The following is a 17,955-nucleotide window of genomic DNA, read 5'->3' as shown; positions in this document are numbered from 1 at the left end:
TTATCGAAAGAAGGATTTCGGTTTGCGTAAAGCGTATATATATTACACAGGAATCTGGTGATGGCGATGGAAAAGCCCCGCGGAGCAAAAATTGTCGTCGACGGGGATGCTTGTCCGGTTAAAAAAGAGATTACGGCTTGTGCGCGTACCTTTGGTATCCCTGTTCTGATGGTGTCCTCTTATGATCATGTGCTTCAGGCGGATGAAGGGGTTACAGTCGTTCAGGTGGACCGCGGAGCAGACAGTGCCGATCTTTACATCGCTAATCATATTGCTGCCGGGGATATCGTCATTACCCAGGATTACGGGCTGGCTGCGCTGGCGCTTGGCAAACGGTGCAGAGTGCTGTCGAACCGCGGACAGGAATATGAGGATTCCAAGATGGATTTTATGCTGGAGGGCAGGCATGCCAGAGCTGTGGAACGCAGGCGCGGACACTATTCCAAAGGGCCTAAAGCGATCACAGCCGAGGAAAAAAATCTTTTTCAACATAAACTGACAAAACTTTTAACAATTTTGCAGGAGAATGTGCAGCAATAGCGAATTATATTTATTTGTTAAGAGATGAAGGTGGCTAAAAGTGGCAAGCGGACACGGTAATATTCCGGAAGAAGTTATCGAGAGCGTGCTGGCGCGGCATGATATTGTCGAAACTGTCGGCAAGGTTGTCCATCTGACCAAGCAGGGGAAGTATTTATGGGGCCTCTGCCCGTTCCACTCGGAGAAATCCCCTTCCTTCACAGTAACCCCCGATAGGGGAGTGTTCCATTGCTTTGGCTGCGGTATGGGTGGAAATGCCATCAAGTTCAGGATGGAAATCGAAGGACTATCCTTCCCCGAAGCAGTCAGAATAATGGCGGAAGAAAGTGATATTGCAATTCCTGAGGGCAGGGGCGGAACATTGTCTCCCCCGGATCCTGAGCGGGACCGGCTGATTTCAGCTTATGAATTGTCGGCGAAGTTTTATCATTTTCTGCTGAAGAACACGGAATACGGCACAGCCGCCATGAATTATTTGAGATCCCGGAACTTCAGCGACAAAATGATTGACCAGTTCCAGATCGGTTTTGCTCCGGACCGCTGGGATACGCTGCTGCAATTCCTTGAGAAACGCGGGTTTGATCTTGCCGAGATGGAGAAGGGCGGGCTGCTGTCTGCCAGAGGTGAAGGCAAAGGCTACATTGACCGCTTCCGCGGACGGATTATTTTTCCGATTGCGAACCGGATGGGCAAGGTGGTGGCTTTTGCCGGTAGAATCCTCGGAGACGGACAGCCGAAATATCTGAATTCCGCGGAGAGCAGAATATTTAACAAAAGCCGGATTTTGTACAATCTGCACCAGTCCAAAGCATCCATCCGCAAAACGCGGCAAATCGTCCTTTTTGAAGGATACGGCGATGTCATTTCGGCCTGGGAAGCAGGGGTGCATAACGGAGTAGCTACTATGGGTACGTCGCTGACGGAAAGCCATGTGGCACTGATGAAAAGTCTGGGGGACGAGATTGTTCTCTCCTATGACGGCGACAAGGCAGGACAAGCTGCAGCGCTGAAGGCAATCCCGATGCTGGAGGAAAGCGGGCTGCGGGTGAAGGTGGCCGTACTGCCGGGCGGAATGGACCCTGATGAATTTATCTCCCGTCACGGCGGGGAAAGCTTCATGGAGCGGATCATCGATTCAGCCGTCTCAGCCATAAAATTTAAGCTTATATATCTGAAAAAAAACCATATACTCCTAGAGGAAGACGGCAAAATCGCCTATGTCAAGGAGGCGCTGCAGATTATTGCCACCCTGCAATCCTCAACCGAGCGGGAAGTATATTTGCGGGAAATATCCTCCGAGCTGGAGCTGTCCTATGACAGCCTGAAGCAGGACTGCAACTTACTGCGGGCATCAATGCAAAAAAACATGCCCGAAGGGGATAATAACGACAACAGGTGGAATAATGGTAGGCATAAAAAAGGGCAAGTGCAGACACCGGCTTTGCTCCCCGCTTATCATGCTGCAGAACGGAGACTGCTGTCTTTAATGATACAGGACCCGGATGCTGCCGCCTATGTAGGCGAACGCCTCGGAGAAGATTTTAACATCGATGATCATGCGGCAATTGCCGCTTATCTATATGCCTACTACGCGCAAGGCAAACCGCCCGGCATCAGCCGGTTTCTATCATCGCTTCAGGATGACCGTCTGGAGAAAACCGCCACGGCGATATCCATGATGGACACCCCTCCGGACTGGAACACGCAGGTTCTGGATGACTGCATCCGTGAAGTGAAGAAATACCCTGTACAGCGCAAGATGGAGCAGAAGCGTGAAGAGATGATTCAAGCGGAGAAATCCGGCGACTTTTTGCGTGCGGCACAAATAGCAAGTGAGATTATAACCCTAGAGAGACAATGAGGAACTGACAGGATGTACCTAGGGAGGAGGGAGTCGAATTATGGCGAACGATCAGCATACTGAACTGGAAGCAGAATTTACTCTGGATCAGGTTAAGGACCAGCTTATTGAACAAGGTAAAAAAAGATCATCATTGAACTACAAAGATATCATGGAGAAACTGTCGCCGTTTGATCAGGACCCCGAGCAGATGGAGGAGTTCTACGAGCAGCTCAGCGATCACGGGATTGAAGTGGTTAATGATAACGAGGATGAAGGCTCTCCGCTGCGTCAGGGGGAGGACAATGAGAATAACGACAGCGATGATTTCAGCTTTGACGACGACTTGTCGCTTCCGCCGGGGATCAAGATCAATGACCCTGTTCGGATGTATCTGAAGGAAATCGGCCGTGTGCCCCTGCTCTCTGCAGATGATGAGGTTGAGCTGGCCATGCGCATCAAGAACGGTGATGAGGAAGCAAAACGCCGTCTGGCGGAAGCCAACCTGCGTCTCGTTGTAAGTATCGCCAAGCGTTATGTCGGACGCGGCATGCTGTTCCTGGATCTGATCCAGGAGGGCAATATGGGTCTGATCAAAGCGGTTGAGAAGTTCGACCACAACAAAGGCTTCAAATTCAGTACCTATGCTACCTGGTGGATCCGTCAGGCCATCACCCGTGCGATTGCCGACCAGGCGCGGACGATCCGTATTCCGGTGCATATGGTGGAGACAATCAACAAGCTGATCCGTGTATCCCGCCAGCTGCTGCAGGAACTGGGACGCGAGCCGTCGCCGGAGGAAATTGCGGCTGAGATGGAGCTGACTGTTGAGAAGGTCAGAGAAATCATGAAGATTGCCCAGGAGCCGGTGTCGCTGGAAACGCCGATCGGGGAAGAGGATGATTCACATCTGGGTGATTTCATCGAGGATCAGGAGGCGCTTGCCCCTGCAGATGCAGCTGCATATGAGCTGCTGAAGGAACAGCTGGAGGATGTGCTGGACACGCTCACCGAGCGTGAAGAGAACGTGCTGAGACTCCGCTTCGGTCTGGATGACGGACGGACAAGAACACTTGAGGAAGTGGGCAAGGTGTTTGGCGTAACCCGTGAGCGGATCCGCCAGATTGAAGCCAAGGCGCTGCGCAAGCTGCGTCACCCGAGCCGCAGCAAACGGCTCAAGGATTTCCTCGAATAGTTGTAATATAACCGGACCTTCTGCTGCACGGCGGCAGGAGGTCCTTTGCGCTTCAAGAACAGCCTAAGCACCAGGGGGAAATGGGGGATCAGGCGTTGAATCTGGAAAAACGTGAGACCATTATCAAAGAGATTCAATACTGGAGAAGAAGCAAGCTGCTGCCGGAGCAATACTGTGATTTTCTGACCAACCTCTATAATGACGAGGATAAAATCAAGGACAGTAACCCGGTGTCGCTGCAAAATCTGCAGCAGGGAAGCATCAAAATATGGTTGTTTGGTTTTGGAATAATTTCCTTGATTTTCATGATTAGTCTTTATTTTAGCGTTTTTCCCTGGCCTTTGCAACTTGCGACGGCACTCTGTGTCTTAGTCGTCTGTTACGGTTATTCGGCTATTTACCGGGACCGCAATCAGACAATCAGCCTGCTGCTGGCAGGCGCCGGAAGCGTGCTCACCATGGGCTTTGGCCTGTGGATGATTGCGCTGCATGATCTGGATCCTGATTTCTGGCGGCCTCTGCTGATTGCCGGCTGCGGGCTGCTCTGGAGTGTGCTCGGCTTCTCCCTGAGGATCGGGCTGCTGCACTATTGCGGTATCGCCTTTTGGGCACTGCTCTATGCCGGTTTCTCCGGACAGATGCGCCCGGATGCGTCCATGCTGGAGCTGGAGCTGCTCTGGCTGCCGCTCTGTGTACTGATGGTATGGTTAAGCTGGCTGCTCTATCACAAGGTAAGCGGCGTATCAGGCGTCTATCTGGGCGTCGGGGTTTCGTTATGGCTTATGCCGGAAGTTGATGCGCTGTGGCTGAGAGAGGGCTTTCCGGAATGGGTATCACTGTTACTGATAGTGAAGATTGCGGCGGGGCTGGCTCTGCTGTTTATTTTCCGAAAAAAATGGATAACGTGGGTGGCATCATGAACAAAGTTAAATTATCAGACCGGCTGCAGCTTTTGCTGGAACAGGTGCCGGAAGGAAGCAGACTTGCCGACATCGGCTCAGATCACGCGCTGCTTCCTGCAGCTGCTGTAGAAAGCGGCAAAGCCGTCTCGGCAATTGCCGGTGAAGTCAATCCGGGTCCGTACGAAGCGGCCCGCAGGGGCGTTGCAGAGGCCGGATTAGGAGCAAAAATAGCTGTACGGCGCGGTGACGGCCTGGAAGTGCTGGAACCGGGGGAAGCTGACTGTATCACAATCGCCGGTATGGGCGGATCACTGATTGCGGCTATTCTGGAACGCGGACGGGTGCTCGGCAAGCTGGAGGGGGTCAAAACCCTGGCTCTGCAGCCGAACGTAGGCGAAGACATTCTGCGCCGCTGGCTGTTGAATAACGGCTGGGTGGTCACAACCGAGCATATCCTCGAGGAGGATGGCAAAACGTATGAAGTGCTGACTGCGCTGCCTGAAGGCCAGGCCTTCGGACTGACGAATGAGCAGCTGTATCTGGAGCGGGTGCTGCCGGGTGGTGTTGTCCTGAGTCCTGATCTGCTGGTGCAGATGGGGCCTTGGCTGCTGGAGAAGCCAAATGCGGTGTTCTTCGCCAAGTGGCAGGGTGAAATTGCCAAGCTGGAGGGAATATTGGCATCCCTGTCCCGTTCTGAGCTGGAATCGGCAGAAGAAAAGCGGACTGCAATCCGTGCGCAGATCAAGAAAATTTCGGAGGTGCTGGAATGTTTGCCAAAGGACAGACTGTAATCAGCTACATGGAGCAGCTTGCCCCGAAGCATCTGGCCGAGGAATGGGATAATGTGGGCCTGCAGCTTGGCAGCCTGCAAAAGGAAATTACCGGCGTGCTGGTTGCCCTTGATGTGAACGATGAGGTTGTGGACGAAGCTATTGCCAAGGGCTGCAACCTGATCATTGCGCACCATGCGATTATTTTCCGGCCGATCAAAGGAATCCAGACTGACACTCCTATGGGTAAACTCTACGAAAAGCTGATCAAAAACGATATCGCCGTCTATATCAGCCATACCAATCTCGACGTGGCTGAAGGCGGAATGAATGACTGGATGGCCGAAGCACTGGGGATTGAAGATGGGGCGCCAATCAAGGATATTCATACGGATCAGCTGTCCAAGCTGGTAGTGTTCGTTCCAAAGGACCACCATCAGAAGGTGCTGGATGCGATTCTTAACGCAGGCGCCGGCTGGATCGGCAATTATAGCCACTGCAGCTTCAACATTGAAGGCTACGGGACGTTTGTGCCGCGTGAGGGCTCTGATCCCTTTATTGGAGAGGCCGGGAAAATGGAACGCGCCGAAGAAATCCGCATCGAAACCATCGTGCCTTTGTCTGTGCGTAATAAGGTAGTCCAGGCGATGCTGAAGGCTCATCCTTATGAAGAGGTTGCTTATGATCTTTATTCCATGGATCTTAAAGGCCGCAGCTTCGGGCTTGGCCGGGTAGGCAGGCTCAAGGAGCCGGTAACACTCGGGGAGTTCATCGAAACGGTCAAAAAAGGTCTGGATGTGGAGCATGTCCGTGTTGTCGGCGACTTGAACCGCAGGATCCGTAAGGCTGCTGTAATGGGCGGCTCGGGGGCCAAATATTATAACAGCGCTATTTTTAAAGGGGCTGATGTGCTGGTAACGGGTGATATTGATTACCATACCGCACAGGACGCCTACCTGGCGGGGATTACGCTGATTGATCCGGGCCATAATGCCGAGAAGATTATGAAGGTCAAGGTAGCAGAGTGGATGAGCGGCAAGCTGACTGAGCATAAGTACGATACAACAGTCTACGCTTCTGAAATCGGCACAGAGCCGTTCAGATTCCTCTAGAATCCCTTTATTTGTACTTGTGCAGGCTGGTGCAAGTCTGTATAATATACAATGTTGTTCGGGAAGTTTGACAGACAATCGCCGGCGGCTTGTCCGCGGGAGGAAAGTCCGGGCTCCACAAGGCAGGGTGCTGGATAACGTCCAGTCGGCGCGAGCCGAAGGATAGTGCCACAGAAATGGACCGCCGATGGCCGCTTTATAGCGGCACAGGCAAGGATGGAACCGAGGTGTAAGAGACCCCGAGGAACGCTGGTGACTTCGTTCCTGGTAAACCCCATCTGGAGCAAGACCTAATGAGACACAGCGCTTCCTTTACCGGAAGGGCAGCCTTCGCCTGAGGCGTGTCTAGGTTGGTCGCTGGAGCTGTGCAGTAATGTACGGCCTAGATAGATGATTGTCGCTTATGGTGGGAGGGTTGTTCCCGTATGAACCACAACGAGCACAGAACCCGGCTTACGGCAAACTTTCCTAACTGACAACCTATTGTGACTGATATGGCTACTTATGAAGCTTATATACGACAAGCTAGCGGCTCTCCTTGCGGAGGGCCGCTTTTTTTGGTGTTCCGGGAATTGTGGACATTGGACATACTTGGGAATAAGGGTGTACTGAAATGAATCACTGTTCGGTGAAATAAGCGGGGTGGTGTGGAGAGAAATGGAGTGGAGTGAGAACGGATAGGGATAGGCGTTTATATAGATTGAACTTAAGAATTTAAGTTAAGGGAAAAGTGGCGGAGGGGAATTTTGGAAGTGGAGGAGCGGTAGCGACCGCCTGAAAGCTTTTCGCAGAAAAGCTCGCATCGGAAGCATAAGCTGTCTGCGGATTTCAACCGTTAAAAACGGTATAAATCAAGAAATCTGCAGAAGGGCAGCGGCTGGAAGTCCAAACATTCTCTGGAGTCACATGCAATCCCAAAACAGCAATTTTATTAGTTCAATCTAAATAGAAGGTTAGAAGGGAATATTGTGAAAAAGAATTGTGGGGAGTATATGAAGGGTAGTTTAGCCTGAAATAGATGGCGCGTTTTTCCAACTGATGATCCTGGCGTCATGCTATGAGCTGAAGAAGGAATTAAAAGGTAACTAAGTGTAGGAACAATTTAACTTATGCTGCACGACGGTGGCTCAGATGGGCAGGTTGAAGGGCAAAAATGCCCTTGATTTGCCCCAGCGCGGCTAAACAGGAGGAATGAAGGGCAAAAGTGCCTTTGATTTGACCCTGCGCGGTCAAACGGACGGAATGAAGGGCAAAAGTGCCCTTGAATTGTCCCAGCGCCGCTAAATGGGCGGAATGAAGGGCAAAAGTGCCTTTGATTTGCCCCTGCGCGGTCAAACGGACGGAATGAAGGGCAAAAGTGCCTTTGATTTGACCCTGCGCGGTCAAACGGACGGAATGAAGGGCAAAAATGCCTTTGAATTGTCGTTGCGCGGCTAATTGGGCGGAATGAAGGGCAAAAATGCCTTTGATTTGCCCCTGCGCGGCAAAATGGGCGGAATGAAGGAGCAGCCCAACAGTAGCACTGCAGGGATTTGCTAGCCTCCGGTCTGCCTCGCATACACGGAGGCAGCAACTCCCTGCCTGCTATACGAGTGTGTCCGCTGCCCTAGCTAGCGTACGCTCATAGTTCTCCAGCGCAGCCTCCAGCCGCCGCACAGCGGCCGGCAGCAGCTCAGGCGGCGTATGGGTAAAGTTGAGCCGCATTGCATTTTTCAGCGGATTAGCTGCATAGAACACCTCGCCCGGAACGAAGGCTACGCCCTGCTCCACTGCATACGGCAGCAGCCTGGATGTATTTATGCCCGAAGGCAGCTCCAGCCACAGGAACATCCCGCCGCGCGGCTCACGGAAGCTGGCAGCCTTCCAGCGCGCTGTGCTGAGCTCACCAGCCAGCAGCTTCATCCGGGAATGGTATTCCCGGGAGATGATGCGGATATGAGCCTCAATGTCAAAGTGCTGCAGCAGCTCATACAGGGCCCGCTGGTCGATGGCGCTGGAGTGCAGGTCGGCAGCCTGCTTGGCCTTGGCGATGACTCCGATCAGCTCGGAGGGGCCGGTGATCCAGCCTGTGCGCAGGGCCGGTGCGACGATTTTGGAAAAGGTTCCGGTGTATACCACGCAAGGCTCTTCACCGGAGCTTCTGTCAATCGCTGCCATAGCAGGAGGATAAGCGCCTGGCGCCTCATCGAATGCGATCTCCCCATAAGGATTATCCTCCAGAATCAGCACATTGTACCGGCGGCATAATTCAACAGTCCGCTCACGGCGCTCTCTGCTCCAGCTGCTCCCGGACGGATTGTTGAAGGTGGGGACGGCATAGAGCACCTTGGGGCGGTGCAGCTTCAGCTGCTCCTCCAGATGCTCCGGCAGCATGCCTTCTTCATCATTGTCTACGGTAACGATATCGGCCCGGTAAGAATTCAGCACCTGCAGAGCTGCAAGATAAGTCGGTGCTTCAACCAGCACCTTATCCCCCGGATTAAGCAGCACCTTGCAGAACAGGTCGATCGCCTGCTGCGATCCGGTGGTAAGCAGCATGTCGCCGGCCTGAACAGAAATGCCTTGACGCCCAAGTCTTGCGGCAACAGCCTCGCGAAGCGGAGCATAGCCTTCGGTAAGCCCGTACTGCAGCGATGAAGCGCTGCCCGCAAGTGCCCGGTCATAAGCATCACGAACTGCTTCCAGCGGGAAAAGCTCCTCTGCAGGCAGCCCGCCGGCCAGCGAGATAATATCCTTACCTTGTGTAACCTTGAGTATATCGCGAACGGCTGATGAACCGAGATGGTTCGTCATTTCGGCATAATGGATCTTCATAGAAAAATCTCCCCGCGGTTGAATTTTGTTGTATCATAACGGCATAGCGGTATAACAGTAAAGTGGTAAATATAACAGTTGGGAGGAAGGACCGGTGCACATCGATTTAAAACGCGGCAGCAGCAAAACCCTGCCGCAGCAGATCAGTGAGACGCTGGCTCAGCGCATCACCTCAGGCCTGCTGCAGCCGGGGGCACGGCTCCCCTCAGTACGCGGCCTGGCAGCCTCCCTCAGGGTCAGCCAGGTTACGGTTAGCAAAGCCTATGACGATCTTGAAAGCCATGGCCATATTATATGCAGTCAGGGACAAGGCTGCTTTGTAGCGCGGAGGCCGCATATCCAGCAGGATGCCGGTACAGGCTGGCAGGACGGCTATGATGATTTTTTACCGCGGGCCCAGCTATGGCGTAATTTTGACTTCTCGGGGGTACGCTATCCGTTTCACCTCGCGGCCATTCACGCGGAGCTGCTTCCGCTGGATTTTATCGGGGCGGCGATGTCCAGGCTCGTGACAGGTAAGCCTGAGTTAATGGCTTCGTACGGTAACTTTCAAGGGGATGCCGAGCTGCGTGAGGTCATGCGCCGGCATCTGCACAGCCGTGGGGTGGAGGTGCACTCCTCCGATATCATGATCACCAGCGGCTCCCAGCAGGGAATTGATCTGGTGGCCCGGACCTTCGTCGGCCCGGGGGATACGGTATATCTGGAGGCTCCCAGCTACACAGGGGCAATCGATGTGTTTGCCGGGCGCGGTGCAGAGATGATATTTGTGCCGATGGACAGCGAAGGGATGAGAGTGGATGTGCTGACAAGACTCTGTGACAAGCGTCCGCCGAAGCTGATTTATACGAACCCGACCTTCCAGAACCCGAGCGGTGTAACTATGGGCATAACAAGAAGACAGCGGCTGCTGGAGCTGGCCAGAAGCTACCGCTGTCTCATTGTTGAGGATGATCCGTTCAGTGATCTCTATTTCCGTAAGCCGCCTCCGCTGCCAATCAAATCAATGGACGGGGATGGGCATGTAGTCTATATGAAAAGCTTCAGCAAAGTTATAGCGCCAGGCTGCCGGATCGCCTGTGTAGCCGCCGGCGGGAATATCCTCTCCAGGCTGATCGCCGCCAAATCGGCGAGCGACCTGGGCAGTCCGCTGCTGAACCAGCGGGCAGTCCTGCCTTTTATTGCCGGCAGGTATGATACATATGCAGGTCAGCTGCGGACTGCGCTGCGCGGACGGATGGAGTCTGCGGTCAGGGTGCTGAAGCGCTATGCCCCGCCGGGGGTCACCTGGAATGTGCCTGAAGGCGGCCTGAACCTGTGGCTGCAGCTGCCTTCAGCTGATGGAATCGGCAAGCTGCGTGAACAGGCGGAGCTGGCGGGTGTTTCTTTTCTGCCGGGTGATGTCTGTTACTCTGGCGAGGTCTCCTCCCGGCATATCCGGCTCTGCTATTCGCAGATGCCTGAAGGGGATATGGAGCAGGGGCTGAGGCTGTTTCTGCAGCTGCTGACAGAGCATCTGGGCGCTGAACGGCATAAATAAGCTGCAGAAACTGTCTGCCCGACCGGGAATTATTTATTGCGCTGTACCTGTGTGCTGCTGCATATTCTTCAGCTGACGGCCGACATGCTGCGGAAAAAGCTGTAGCGGCACATCGTTTCCGCTTGCGGCCCGCAGTGTTTTGTAAATATCAACCTGGCCCCAGCCGTAATATTTGTCATGACCAGCCTCTCCAAGATCAACAGCATTTGCGGTCATCAGCTCCATGACCTCCTTGTTGCTTAATGCAGGATTGAGCGAACGGACGAGACCGGCCAGCGCTGCTACATGCGGACTGGCCATGGATGTGCCCGAGAGTGCGGCATACTGGTTGTCCGGGTAGGTGCTGGCAATGCTCTCGCCGGGAGCGGCAACATCAATGTAATCACCGTAATTAGAGAAGGAGGCTCTCTCCCCGGACGAATTGGTTGCAGCTACAGCCAGCACCTCCTCGTAGGCAGCAGGGTAGCCCGGGCGCTCCGTATTGTCGTTCCCCGCAGCGGAGACGATCACGGCATCACGGTCATAAGCGTACTTAATAGCATCATGCAAAAACTGCGAATCGGCATAGTTGCCCAGGCTCAGGTTGATGACCTTGGCACCGTTGTCGGCAGCCCAGATAATGCCCTCGGCAACGGAATAGGTGGTGCCCGCCCCGGAGTTGTCGAGCGCTTTTACCGGAAGAATCTTGTTGTACCAGCTTATTCCGGCTACACCCTCCTCGTTGTTGATTACAGCCCCGATAATGCCTGCCACATGCGTTCCGTGTCCCACATCATCGTCAGGTGTAGATCCGCTTGAAATAGCATTATAGCCGGTCAGCAGCTGGCCCTGCAGATCAGGATGGCCGGCCTGGACACCGGTGTCCACTACAGCGACTACAACCTCCTTGCTGCCTTTTGACAAATTCCAGCCCTGCTCGGTTTCAATAGCCGGCAGATTCCACTGATAGGTGGAGAACAGCAGATCATTTGGTGTGACGACTCCGCTTCCGGTATTTTCGTACGGGGTCTCATTGGTTAAATACATATAGTGGGGCTCTGTATACTCCGGACTCCATTTATTTGTAAAGTAGGTCTTAAGCTGGGAGTAATTCATTTTGTCCGAGCGGAAAATATACGCGTACCCCAGCTTGCGCGGCTGCTTGCAGCGGATATCTGCCGCTATCGTCTGAAGCTGGCCGGGGGTAGGATGGCCGTTTTTAAAGCGGACGACAATTTCATTTTCGTAAAAATGACTGGCATTTTCGTTGTCATGGCCTGTCTTAACCGTGATATCCTTCAGGTTATCGGCATGGACCGATTCAACCCGGTATTTGCCCTCCTTCGGATAAGGGATCAGGCGCAGGTTCTTAAGCTGATGATCGGCTACCCGGTCCAGAATGTTCTGGCTGATCAAAGCAATGACGCCGATATTGCCCTCCTGGTCACGCTGGGCCGTGAAATAATATTTTTTGTCACCGATAATAAAGGAAGGCGATTCATACGACTGGTGGCCCTTGAGCGCGGCTTTTGCCGTATTCAGGTATTTCACCAGCTGCTTGTTCTCCTGGTCGGTGCCTTCCGGCAGTGCGGATTTGAAGGTGCTTGTCTTGTGGCTCCGGTAATCAATCCACATCAGCATGGTGATATGCCCGTGTCCCTGCTGCAGGCGCTTGGCATATGCTGAAATATCCTTAGGTAGCGCACCATGGGTTTCTGCAAGCATTGTACGCAGGTGTTTACTGACATCGGTCCGGTTCAAGCGGTCGGTTGCGCTGACATCCTGCACGAGAGACGTCTTTTTAATTGTTTTTTCCTGCGGAGGATTGGGAACAGCTGGAAGGGCAGCCTGCTTGAGCTTCGTTTCTTCAGTAGGGCGAAGCAGAAAAGTAAGCAGAATTACAGTGAACGCAGCGGTCAGCAGACCGGCGGCAGTCATATTTTTTCGGGACATATTTACCGCTCCTTCAAGGTATCGTATAGCTGTAGGTTTAGAAGAGAGCGCCGCTTTTATGCATCACAGAAAAGGATGACGTATCCTGTGGATGTGTGATAATATCAAACTGAAATAACTACTTGTACAGCCACTTGATATTGCAACAAAATCGTCCGCTAAGGAGCGGTCAGGTCATCCTGGAAAGTGCATCGATAGGGATTTTGTTATAATATCAAACTGAAATAACTGCTTGTCCAAGTATCAATTCAATGAAGATTTTGTTATACTGTTACTTAAGAAATAAACCGCTTGCACTGTCTTTTCGAGGCCGGGATGAGATGAACTGTTCCTGGTAATACCCGTCTTTACCCAACAATAAGAGCAAGGACTAATAAGGGGGAGCAACCGCCATGTCAGCAGCTAATGTGCAGAAACTATGTGAAACGACGAGAGAGAAATTGAAATCCGTAATCGGAAAAATGGAACTATTCCTGAACAATCATGCGCTGCCTCAGCTGGTAACGGAAGAGGATGAGGAAACAGTAGCATTTTATCAAGGCTTTCTGTCCGATCTCCGCCATCTGCTGGTTTTCTCCGAAATGTCTTACGAGAAGCTCGGGGTGGCATTGCGCCGTGCAACCTTTGATCAGGATTTTGCGCAAAAAGCGCTTTATAACGTATATCACTACGGGGTGAACAACTTCTTCTACCCTAAAAATGAAAGCTATTCCGAAGACGGGCGTTACGCCTACACAGGCCAGGATGCCATCCGCTTCCGCAAAAAGCCTGTCCGTCCGGCACGCGACATTATTATGGAGATCACCAAGGTGTACGAAGAGCTGCGGGATGATCTTAACTACTACGAGAACGACTATCTGACCGAAAAGCGCATGCAGAACCAGGTTTAGCCTGAAGTGGATTCTGCTGCAGCACAGGTACAGCTTGTAAGAGACCGGGTTTGCCATGAACTATGGCAGATCCGGTCTTTTTTGTCGTGTCAACAGAAGGGATCTGAGCGTAATCTAAACGGCATGCGCTTTTACCAAATTGTGCATTACCTGCTGCACCAGCAGGTGGCAGCTCCTCAGCCGCATATGGAGCAGGACGCGCGGACATAATGATGCTGAGGTGATGATAAAATGTCAAACGCCAAACCGCTTGTAAGATGCAGCGTCAGCAATTGTCATTATTGGGGTTCACAAAATGTATGCCAGGCCGAGGAAATCGTCATTGAGATCGACAAGCATGCAGGCAGCAGCTTCAAGGAGGAGTTTGCCGAGGAGATGACCTTTCAGAATCATCAGGACCACGCCGGCACTTCATCCGCAACCTGCTGTCTGACCTTTAAGCCGGGCGAATAGGAGGACATCCGATGGACTCGAACAAAGAAGGAAGCAAGCAGGAGCGGACAGAGCGCAGAAAAGTGATCCTTCGTCCGCGCAGCAGGGTCGATTATCCCCGGAGGGATCCTTCCCATCAGGAGGAATATGCTGCTGAAGTAAGCCCGCCGCTTGTGCGTCCGCAGCGAACGGCTGACAGCAGCACAGAGGTCCGGGAAACGGCTGGCGAGCATAGTGACAGTAAGCAAATGGGCTATGTTGCCCTCGGTTTTGGAATTGTCTCGCTGTTCGTATGGTCCATTATAGCCGGCCCGATCGCTGCGGTGCTTGGTTATTATGCTTACTCCCGCGGGCAGAAGACGACGGGGGCCTGGGCAATGGGGCTGGGAATTGTATCTGCTCTCAGCTATTTTGTAATGATTCCTTTTGCCCGATAGCAGTTTGAATACACAAAAGCAATCATCGAAACAGGCTTTTAGACCTATCTATGAGGGTCGGAAGTCTGTTTTTTCATGTCAGCATATAGCATTTACTGTAGATGAATTGTAAAATAAAGGCGTATCTTAAATTTAAAATAGAAGCCTCTATATACCAGGAGATTCATATACAGATTGAACGGAAAGAAGGTTATACAGCATGAGTATTGATTCAGCGGCAGCAAGCGGGCTTGGACAGCTGAAATGGGTGAATCTGCGCAGCAGCTCGGCAATCAGCAAAGAGGACAGCAAAAGCACAGCAGAACCCTCCGGCGCAAACAAAGCCGAATTCGCTGCAGTTCTCCGCCAGGCTGCCCTGCAGTCTGTGGACGGAAGCCGGACTCCGGAAGCCGGAGGAACAGCGCTTAGCAGTCTGATCTGGCAGCAGCTTGGAGCGACAGGTATCGCCTACAGCGGCATTTCCTCCGGAACAGCAGAGACTGTGCCAACGGATTATGAGGGGCTGATTCAGAACGCAAGCGTGAAATATGGCGTGCCGGCTGATCTGATCAAGGCGGTAATTGATACGGAGTCCTCTTTTAATCCGAATGTCGTATCATCAGCGGGAGCCAAAGGGCTGATGCAGCTGATGGATGGAACCGCGAACGGGCTTGGTGTCTCCGACCCCTTTGATCCAGCCCAGAATATAGACGGAGGCGTGCGTTACTTATCCTACCAGCTGAAGCGTTATGACGGTGAAGAGAAGATGGCGCTGGCCGCATATAATGCCGGACCGGGAAGAGTAAGCAAGCTTGGCGTAAGCAGTGATGAGGAGCTGATGCAGAAGCTGAGCCTGCTCCCCGAAGAAACTCAGGCCTACATTACCAAAATTGAACGCGCCCGGGCAGAATACGCGCTATAATGATAGGATCAGACGATGTTGCCGGACCAGCTGCCGGACCAGCCGTCTGGTCCTTTTTTTGCATACAGGCTTTATAAGAAATGTGCAATAAGGTATTCTATAGGTCTCTATATACCGTTTGAACTTGATTAACCGACCATACAAAGGAGAACTTAAATATATGCTGTATTGGGATTATGCCGCTGCCAGCCCTCCGTATGAGGAGGTAGTGCAGACGATGGAGCAGATCATGAGGCTGCATTACGCCAACCCATCCTCCCTGCACCGGGCCGGGACGGAAGCTGCTAGATTGCTGACACGTGCAAGAGAGGTCTGCGCTGCTGCTCTGGAGGTGACGCCGCAGGAGATTCTGTTCACTTCGGGAGCAACAGAAAGCAACAATCTGGCGGTAAAAGGGGCGGCTCTGCAGTATCAGGGCAGGGGACGCCACATGGTTACAACTCAGATTGAGCATCCTTCTGTGTATGAAAGCTTCCTGCAGCTGCAGGCACTGGGCTGGGAGGTTACTTTTGTTGCTCCTGACAGTAACGGTGTGGTAGATCCGGGCAGGATTGCTGCAGCAGTCCGGCGGGATACCGTTCTGGTCAGCGTGATGCATGTCAACAATGAGACGGGCGCTGTACAGCCGCTTGCAGAAACCGGACGGCTGATCAAGGCAGCCAACCGCCGCACGCTGTTCCATGTCGATGGCGTACAGGGCTTTGGCAAGCTTGCAACTGAGCTGAAGGAATGGCAGGCCGACCTGTACAGCCTGTCTGCACATAAGCTCCGCGGTCCGCGCGGAGTGGGTATTCTGTATGTCAAAGAAGGTATTTCGCTGTTTCCGCTGCTTACCGGCGGTTCGCAGGAGCAGGGTGCCCGGGCCGGAACGGAGAATGTGGCTGCGATTGTCGCTTCAGCCAAGGCTATACGTATGAGTGCAGAGAACAGGGATATGTATAATAAGCAGATTACACCGCTGCGTGACAGGCTGCTGGAGTTTTTGGCCGGAGTTCCGGAGTTTATAGTGAACAGCAGCAGGGACGGGGCGCCGCATATTGTGCATTTTTCTTATCCTGCGGTAAATGGTGAGGTGCTGGCCCGCAAGCTGGAGGAGCTGGGAATGACCGTTTCAACCCGGTCTGCCTGCTCCTCGCGGCTGGCCGAGCCGAGCCGGATTCTGCTGGCTATGGGCAGAGATACCGCTGCCGCACTTGGCGGAATACGGATCAGCCTGGGTGACGCCCATGCGGCAGGGGATATTGCAGCCCTGGAGCAGGCGCTGCTGGCCGCAGTGCAAGCATTGAAGTTAGTGGAGAGAGGCAGGAATAAAGAATGAGAGACAATAGGACTGAAGCCGCGGCAGGCCGCGGAAGCAGTATTGATTACGCAGATATGCTGCTGCTGCGGTTCGGGGAATTTACGCTGAAGGGCAAGAACCGCAACCGGTTCGAAAAAACCGTGCTCCGTCATGTCAGCGAGCTGGTGAAGCCTTATCCGGAGGCTGTGCTGAGCAAGGAATTCGGGCGGATCTACGTCACACTGAACGGAGAGCCTGCCCGCGAGCTGGCAAAGGCGCTGAAAAATGTGTTCGGCATCGCTTCCATCAGTCCGGTTAAGGTAGCCCGCTCGGAGTTTGATGATATTCTGGCTGCCAGCCGCAAATTCCTTGAGATTCTTGCCCCGCCGCAGGGGACAACCTTCAAGGTGAGCGCGCGCCGTGTGTGGAAAGACTTTCCGCACGGCTCCATAGAGATGAATAAACTGATCTCAACACCGCTGCTGCAGGGTTACCCGGGGCTGCTGGTTGATGTGAGATCGCCGGAGCTTGAGCTGAAGCTGGAGATCCGTGAGGGGTCTACGTATATTTTCTGCGACCAGATTGACGGTGTAGGCGGATTTCCGCTGGGCACGAACGGGAAGGCGATGCTGCTCCTGTCCGGCGGCATCGACAGTCCCGTAGCGGCCTGGTCATCGATGCGCCGGGGGCTTGAGGTCGAGTGTGTCCATTTCTACAGCTATCCTTACACAAGCGAGCTGGCCCGTCAGAAGGTGGTGGATCTGGCCCGGATTCTGTCCAGGTACGCAGGCGTCATCAAGCTGCATCTGGTGCCGTTCACAGAGGTGCAGACCTCTTTTACCGGAATCGGGCAGGACAACCTGATCATTACGCTGATGCGGCGGGCGATGCTGAGAATTACCACCCGGCTGGCTGAGCGCGAAGGCGCGCTTGCAGTCGTTACCGGAGACAGTCTGGGGCAGGTGGCCAGCCAGACCCTGTCCAGCATGAATGTTATCGGCAGGGCCACGGCGCTTCCGCTGCTCCGGCCGCTGATTATGATGGACAAGAGCGAGATTGTGGAGCTGTCACAGAGAATTGGAACATACGACCTGTCCATATTGCCCTATGAGGATTGCTGCACCCTGTTTGTCCCTAAATCGCCTACAACCAATCCGAACCTGCGGATTATTGAAAAAATTGAAGCGACGCTGCCCGGATACGCTGCCCGGCTGGATGAAGCAGTGGCAGGAACCGAGACGGTTACCATTACACCGTATGGCGATGAGAAGCCGGATGACCTTGTGCCCGCCCAGTCCGGGCTGCAGGAGGAATGGTTCTAGGCCGGCCCCAGCTGTATATGCGAAATAATTGGACAGGAAGCATAGCTTG

At 53.3% G+C, this 17,955-nt stretch carries 16 protein-coding genes and 1 other RNA gene; 15 read left to right on the top strand and 2 right to left on the bottom strand.

What is annotated here, in order from left to right:
- The first annotated feature begins 60 nt into the window (after nt 1-60).
- The 8 genes from R70723_RS23855 (at nt 61) to R70723_RS33575 (ending at nt 7,796) form a co-directional block, all read left to right on the top strand.
- Nucleotides 61-540 carry a YaiI/YqxD family protein gene (locus R70723_RS23855; RefSeq protein ID WP_039876044.1) on the top strand — a complete coding sequence of 160 codons (480 nt, stop codon included), beginning with the start codon at nt 61-63 and terminating at the stop codon, nt 538-540.
- A gap of 40 nt (nt 541-580) precedes the next feature.
- Nucleotides 581-2,401, top strand: a complete 1,821-nt coding sequence (dnaG, locus tag R70723_RS23850) for a DNA primase (protein WP_039876042.1) — start codon at nt 581-583, stop codon at nt 2,399-2,401.
- A 40-nt stretch (nt 2,402-2,441) separates the two neighbouring features.
- A complete protein-coding gene (gene rpoD, locus R70723_RS23845; protein ID WP_039876041.1) occupies nt 2,442-3,575 on the top strand; it encodes an RNA polymerase sigma factor RpoD in 1,134 nt (377 codons plus the stop codon).
- A 95-nt stretch (nt 3,576-3,670) separates the two neighbouring features.
- Nucleotides 3,671-4,495, top strand: a complete 825-nt coding sequence (locus R70723_RS23840; RefSeq protein WP_039879214.1) for a hypothetical protein — start codon at nt 3,671-3,673, stop codon at nt 4,493-4,495.
- The gene (locus R70723_RS23835) at nt 4,492-5,268 is read left to right on the top strand and encodes a tRNA (adenine(22)-N(1))-methyltransferase (RefSeq protein WP_039876040.1); all 777 of its coding nucleotides are present in this window, start codon (nt 4,492-4,494) and stop codon (nt 5,266-5,268) included. Before R70723_RS23840 ends, R70723_RS23835 begins: the two co-directional genes overlap by 4 nt.
- Nucleotides 5,244-6,359: a Nif3-like dinuclear metal center hexameric protein gene (locus R70723_RS23830; RefSeq protein WP_039876039.1), complete on the top strand. Its 1,116-nt coding sequence runs from the start codon at nt 5,244-5,246 to the stop codon at nt 6,357-6,359. The genes R70723_RS23835 and R70723_RS23830 overlap by 25 nt, the downstream gene beginning before the upstream one ends.
- A 62-nt stretch (nt 6,360-6,421) precedes the next feature.
- Nucleotides 6,422-6,830, top strand: an RNA gene (rnpB, locus tag R70723_RS32500) — RNase P RNA component class A.
- Nucleotides 6,831-7,652: 822 nt separating this feature from the next.
- Nucleotides 7,653-7,796 carry a hypothetical protein gene (locus R70723_RS33575; RefSeq protein WP_156123840.1) on the top strand — a complete coding sequence of 48 codons (144 nt, stop codon included), beginning with the start codon at nt 7,653-7,655 and terminating at the stop codon, nt 7,794-7,796.
- 147 nt (nt 7,797-7,943) lie between these two features.
- Here R70723_RS33575 and R70723_RS23825 read toward each other — a convergent pair whose 3' ends face one another.
- On the bottom strand, nt 7,944-9,173 hold the full coding sequence (locus R70723_RS23825; protein ID WP_039876037.1) for an aminotransferase-like domain-containing protein: 1,230 nt from the start codon (nt 9,171-9,173) through the stop codon (nt 7,944-7,946).
- Between the two features lie 94 nt (nt 9,174-9,267).
- Between R70723_RS23825 and pdxR the strand changes: the two genes are divergently transcribed.
- Nucleotides 9,268-10,713 (top strand): MocR-like pyridoxine biosynthesis transcription factor PdxR, encoded by a 1,446-nt coding sequence (gene pdxR, locus R70723_RS23820; RefSeq protein ID WP_039876035.1) that lies wholly within the window; start codon nt 9,268-9,270, stop codon nt 10,711-10,713.
- Between the two features lie 33 nt (nt 10,714-10,746).
- Here pdxR and R70723_RS23815 read toward each other — a convergent pair whose 3' ends face one another.
- Nucleotides 10,747-12,645 carry a S8 family peptidase gene (locus tag R70723_RS23815; protein WP_039876032.1) on the bottom strand — a complete coding sequence of 633 codons (1,899 nt, stop codon included), beginning with the start codon at nt 12,643-12,645 and terminating at the stop codon, nt 10,747-10,749.
- Between the two features lie 392 nt (nt 12,646-13,037).
- On the opposite strand from R70723_RS23815, the gene R70723_RS23810 reads away from it, so the two are divergent.
- The 6 genes from R70723_RS23810 (at nt 13,038) to thiI (ending at nt 17,906) form a co-directional block, all read left to right on the top strand.
- On the top strand, nt 13,038-13,535 hold the full coding sequence (locus R70723_RS23810; protein WP_039876028.1) for a YpuI family protein: 498 nt from the start codon (nt 13,038-13,040) through the stop codon (nt 13,533-13,535).
- A 231-nt stretch (nt 13,536-13,766) separates the two neighbouring features.
- Complete coding sequence (locus R70723_RS23805; protein ID WP_039876024.1) at nt 13,767-13,988, top strand: DUF1540 domain-containing protein; 222 nt, start codon at nt 13,767-13,769, stop codon at nt 13,986-13,988.
- Nucleotides 13,989-13,999: 11 nt separating this feature from the next.
- On the top strand, nt 14,000-14,404 hold the full coding sequence (locus R70723_RS23800) for a hypothetical protein (RefSeq protein WP_039876021.1): 405 nt from the start codon (nt 14,000-14,002) through the stop codon (nt 14,402-14,404).
- Between the two features lie 199 nt (nt 14,405-14,603).
- On the top strand, nt 14,604-15,305 hold the full coding sequence (locus R70723_RS23795; protein WP_039876019.1) for a lytic transglycosylase domain-containing protein: 702 nt from the start codon (nt 14,604-14,606) through the stop codon (nt 15,303-15,305).
- Nucleotides 15,306-15,465: 160 nt separating this feature from the next.
- Nucleotides 15,466-16,623 (top strand): cysteine desulfurase family protein, encoded by a 1,158-nt coding sequence (locus R70723_RS23790; RefSeq protein WP_039876016.1) that lies wholly within the window; start codon nt 15,466-15,468, stop codon nt 16,621-16,623.
- The gene (gene thiI, locus R70723_RS23785) at nt 16,620-17,906 is read left to right on the top strand and encodes a tRNA uracil 4-sulfurtransferase ThiI (RefSeq protein ID WP_081957479.1); all 1,287 of its coding nucleotides are present in this window, start codon (nt 16,620-16,622) and stop codon (nt 17,904-17,906) included. Before R70723_RS23790 ends, thiI begins: the two co-directional genes overlap by 4 nt.
- Nucleotides 17,907-17,955: the final 49 nt, after the last annotated feature.

This window comes from Paenibacillus sp. FSL R7-0273 (genome assembly GCF_000758625.1).
Lineage (GTDB): Bacteria > Bacillota > Bacilli > Paenibacillales > Paenibacillaceae > Paenibacillus_AQ.
This window is presented reverse-complemented; position numbering and strand designations above follow the sequence as displayed.

Excerpts from the sequence above, each read along its gene's own strand:
- thiI (WP_081957479.1), top strand. The coding sequence starts at position 16,620 with ATGAGAGACAATAGGACTGAAGCCGCGGCAGGCCGCGGAAGCAGTATT.
- rpoD (WP_039876041.1), top strand. The coding sequence starts at position 2,442 with ATGGCGAACGATCAGCATACTGAACTGGAAGCAGAATTTACTCTGGAT.
- R70723_RS23795 (WP_039876019.1), top strand. The coding sequence starts at position 14,604 with ATGAGTATTGATTCAGCGGCAGCAAGCGGGCTTGGACAGCTGAAATGG.
- R70723_RS23790 (WP_039876016.1), top strand. The coding sequence starts at position 15,466 with ATGCTGTATTGGGATTATGCCGCTGCCAGCCCTCCGTATGAGGAGGTA.
- R70723_RS23810 (WP_039876028.1), top strand. The coding sequence starts at position 13,038 with ATGTCAGCAGCTAATGTGCAGAAACTATGTGAAACGACGAGAGAGAAA.
- R70723_RS23855 (WP_039876044.1), top strand. The coding sequence starts at position 61 with ATGGCGATGGAAAAGCCCCGCGGAGCAAAAATTGTCGTCGACGGGGAT.
- R70723_RS33575 (WP_156123840.1), top strand. The coding sequence starts at position 7,653 with ATGAAGGGCAAAAGTGCCTTTGATTTGCCCCTGCGCGGTCAAACGGAC.
- R70723_RS23835 (WP_039876040.1), top strand. The coding sequence starts at position 4,492 with ATGAACAAAGTTAAATTATCAGACCGGCTGCAGCTTTTGCTGGAACAG.
- R70723_RS23805 (WP_039876024.1), top strand. The coding sequence starts at position 13,767 with ATGTCAAACGCCAAACCGCTTGTAAGATGCAGCGTCAGCAATTGTCAT.
- R70723_RS23830 (WP_039876039.1), top strand. The coding sequence starts at position 5,244 with ATGTTTGCCAAAGGACAGACTGTAATCAGCTACATGGAGCAGCTTGCC.
- R70723_RS23815 (WP_039876032.1), bottom strand. The coding sequence starts at position 12,645 with ATGTCCCGAAAAAATATGACTGCCGCCGGTCTGCTGACCGCTGCGTTC.
- R70723_RS23825 (WP_039876037.1), bottom strand. The coding sequence starts at position 9,173 with ATGAAGATCCATTATGCCGAAATGACGAACCATCTCGGTTCATCAGCC.
- R70723_RS23800 (WP_039876021.1), top strand. The coding sequence starts at position 14,000 with ATGGACTCGAACAAAGAAGGAAGCAAGCAGGAGCGGACAGAGCGCAGA.